1 protein-coding gene is annotated in these 3,975 nt (G+C 65.3%); it reads right to left on the minus strand.

Translation table 11 applies throughout. The features are described from left to right. Window positions 1-186: 186 nt before the first annotated feature. Complete coding sequence (dnaE, locus tag AC08OU_RS23320) at window positions 187-3,735, minus strand: DNA polymerase III subunit alpha (protein WP_476601725.1); 3,549 nt, start codon at window positions 3,733-3,735, stop codon at window positions 187-189. Window positions 3,736-3,975: the final 240 nt, after the last annotated feature.

Consider the following 3,975-nt stretch of genomic DNA (forward strand, 5'->3'; position numbering starts at 1 on the left):
GACCACACGCACCTGCCCGGGTGTCACAGGTCGCCTCGTAGCCACGCCTGATAGTCGACTTCCCACGCCTGGAGGTCGACGGCCGGCACGGCCAGCGTTGCCACCCAGTGTGTCAGCAACGCGGCGGACTATCCGTCGAGCACAGCACCACCTCGGCAGGCTGTCTCGCCTCCGGCGACGGGTCGCTCATACGGTGACCGCTCGGGCACCCAGCAGGGCCTTGAGATCCCCGAGTAGCGAACTACTCGCCTGCACCTGGAGTTCGAGCAGGAGCAGATGCGTGTTCTGCGGGCCTTCGAGACGCAGGTGCACCGGAGTTGTCCCGGGATGAGTCGTCAGGACGAGTTTGAGGTCATCGACCAGCGGTGGTGTGATCTTGTGTGACGGCAGAGTGATGACGACAGGCGGCCCGTTCACGTGCGTCGCGACATCGACCACCGTCAGGTCCTGGGCGAACAGCGAGACCGACCCCTCCCGCTCGTTGATCCTGCCCCGCACCGAGATGACCGCGTCGGTCACGAGCGCGTACGAATGGACCTCGTAGGACTGGGGGAAGAACAGCACCTCGACGGAGGCGTCGAGATCCTCGACGGTCACGATCGCCCACGCCTTGGCGGTGTTCTTGTTGATCCGCCGGTCGATCTTGCTGATGATGCCGGCGATCTGTACGGTCGTCCCGTCGTTGGCCTCGGCGAGGTCGACGATCCGGGTGTCGCGGTGGCGATCCAGCGCCCGCTCGGCACCCTCCAGCGGATGCGAGGACACGTACAGGCCGAGCATGTCGCGTTCCTGAGCCAGCAGCTCCTTTTTCGGCCATTCGGGGCCGGACAGGTCCAGGTCGAGTCCTAGCGCCGGGCTCTCCTCCTCTCCGGCGCCCCCGTCGCCGAACAGGTCGAACTGGCCGATGGCCTCGGCCCGCTTCGTGATGATCACCGCGTCGATCGCGTTCTCGTGCACATTGACCAGCACACGGCGGTGATGGCCCAGCGAGTCGAACGCCCCCGCCTTGATCAGCGAGTCGATGGTGCGCTTGTTGCACACCCCGATGTCGACCTTCTGCAGGAAGTCAGCGAACGACTCATACGCGCCCTTCCTCCGCCGGGCCGCGACTATCGAGGCGACGACGTTCTCCCCAACATTACGGACGGCCCCCAGGCCGAAACGGATCGAGTCACCGACCGCACCGAACCGCAGATCCGACTCGTTGACGTCGGGGGGCAGGACCTGGATACCCATCCGGCGGGTCTCGGCCAGGTACACCGCCATCTTGTCCTTGTCGTCACCGACGGACGTCAGCAGCGCCGCCATGAACTCGGCCGGGTAGTTGGCCTTGAGGTAGGCCGTCCAGAACGACACGACGCCGTACCCGGCGGTGTGGGACTTGTTGAACCCGTAGCCGGAGAATGGGACGAGCACGTCCCACAGCGCCTGGACCGCCGTGTCGGTGTAGCCCTTCTCCCTCATCCCGGCGGAGAAGCGAGCGAACTCCTTGTCCAGGATCTCCTTCTTCTTCTTGCCCATCGCGCGGCGCAGCAGGTCGGCGCCGCCGAGGCTGTAGCCGGCCAGCTCCCGGGCGATGGCCATGACCTGCTCCTGGTAGACCACCAGGTGGTAGGTCTCGCCGAGGATGGGCTCCAGCGCCTCGGCGAGCTCGGGGTGGATCGGGAGGATCTCCTTGCGGCCGTTCTTGCGGTCGGCGTACTCGATGTGGCTGTTGGCCGCCATCGGGCCGGGCCGGTAGAGCGCGAGCACGGCGGCGATGTCGCCGAACTTCGTCGGTGCCATCAGGCGCAGCAGGTTACGCATCGGTCCGCCGTCGAGCTGGAACACCCCGAGCGTGTCGCCGCGGGCGAGCAACTCGAAGGCCTTCGTGTCCTCCAGGGGGAGGGTGGACAGGTCGATGTCGACGTTGCGGTTACGCTTGACGGCCTCGATCGCGTCACCGATGACGGTGAGGTTCCGCAGGCCGAGGCAGTCCATCTTGAGCAGGCCCATCTCCTCGCACTGAGGAAACGGGAACCCGGTGATGATCGCGCCGTCATTGTCGCGGCGATGGATCGGCAGGACATCCAGCAGCGGCTCCGAGCACAGGATGACCCCGGCGGCGTGGACACCAGTGCCGCGGGTGAGCCCCTCCAGCCCCCGCGCGGTGTCGATGACCTTCCGAACCTTGGTGTCGGTCTCGTACTGGGCCCGGACCTCGGCGGCCTCACCGTACCGCTCATGGTTCGGGTCGAAGATCCCGGCCAGCGGGATGCCCTGGCCCATCACATCCGGCGGCATCGCCTTTGAGATCTTGTCGCCGAGGACGTAGTCGTAACCCAGCACCCGGCACGAGTCCTTGATCGCGGCCTTGGCCTTGATGGTGCCGAAGGTGTTGATCTGCGCGACGCGGTCCTCGCCGTACTGCTCGGTGATGTAGCGGATCACCTCACCGCGTCGACGTTCGTCGAAGTCCAGGTCGATATCCGGCGGGCTGATCCGCTCCGGGTTGAGGAACCGCTCGAAGATCAGCGCGTGCTCGATCGGGTTCAGCTCGGTGATACCCAGGATATAGGCGATCATCGACCCGGTCGCCGATCCACGCCCCGGACCCAGCCCGATGCCCCGATCTCTCGCGAACTTGCAAATGTCGGCGACGACCAGGAAGTAAGCCGGGAAACCCATCTTGTCGATCACGCCGACCTCGTAGTCGACGCGCTCGACCACATCGGCGGGCACGCCCGCAGGGAAGCGCCACGTCAGTCCGCGGTCGATTTCCTTGCGCAGCCAGGACAGCTGCGTCTCACCCTCGGGGACAGGGTAGCGCGGCATCCGGTCCACAAACTTGAAAACATCGTCGTAGGACTCGACGCGCTCGGCGATAAGCAGAGAGCTGTCGCAGGCCCCGGGGACCTCACTGTCCCACAGGTTGCGCATTTCCTCCGGAGACTTGAGGTAATATCCCGATCCGTCGAATTTGAAACGGGTCGGATCGTCGAGTTTTTTACCGGTGCCGACGCACAGCAGCACCTCGTGGCTTCCCGCCTGATCCTGGGTCACATAGTGCGAGTCGTTCGTGGCCAGCGGGCGAAGCCCCAGCTTGTCGCCGATGTCGAGCAGCCCCTGGCGGACGCTGCGCTCGATCGGCAAACCGTGATCCATCAACTCCAGGAAGAAGTTGTCCGCGCCGAAGACCTCCTGGTAGGTGGCCGCCGCGGTGAGCGCCTTGTCGAACTGGCCCAGACGAAGCCTAGTCTGCACCTCACCCGACGGGCAGCCCGTCGTCGCGATGATCCCTTCGGAGTACTGGGAGACCAGCTCGTGGTCCATCCGCGGCTTGCGGTAGTAGCCCTCGATCGACGCGATCGACGACAGCCGGAACAGGTTGCGCAGCCCGGCCCCGTTGGCCGCGAGCATCGTCATGTGGGTGTAGGCGCCGCTACCGGACACGTCACCACCCTCACCCGCAGGGTCGACGTCGCGCTGCGAACGCTCACCCCACAGGACAGGCCGCTTGTGATGGCGCGACTCGGGCGCCAGGTACGCCTCAATCCCGATGATCGGCTTGACACCTGCGGACTTCGCGCCCTGATAAAATTCGTAGGCGCCGAACATGTTACCGTGGTCGGTCATCCCGACGGCCGGCATCCCCAGCTTCGCCGCTTCCTTGAAAAGCAAGCCCGTTTTCGCCGCACCGTCCAGCATCGAATACTCAGTGTGCACGTGGAGGTGAACAAAAGAATCCGCCGGCATCCCAGTCCCCTCTCGCCCGCAACGGCCCGCCGGTCGAAGTCTAGCCCCGCCACTCAGAGCCACCAGAGAGGCACGCGGCGCAACAGTCCCTAAGTGTGTTGATCCCTCAAAGATAATTCGTTGAGATCAACGGCGGATTCGTCAGCACTCCCGAGGAAGCAGCGACGCGATCAGGCAAGCTCTGCGCCGTGACCAACCACGTGCCGCGCGAGCGCGCCTCCTCGCTGTCCGCTGGTACCT

The sequence above is a fragment of the Frankia sp. CcMO1 genome, assembly GCF_977945845.1.

What these genes read in the sequence shown, in the direction of transcription:
- dnaE (WP_476601725.1), bottom strand. Translation starts at nt 3,735, where the DNA reads ATGCCGGCGGATTCTTTTGTTCACCTCCACGTGCACACTGAGTATTCG.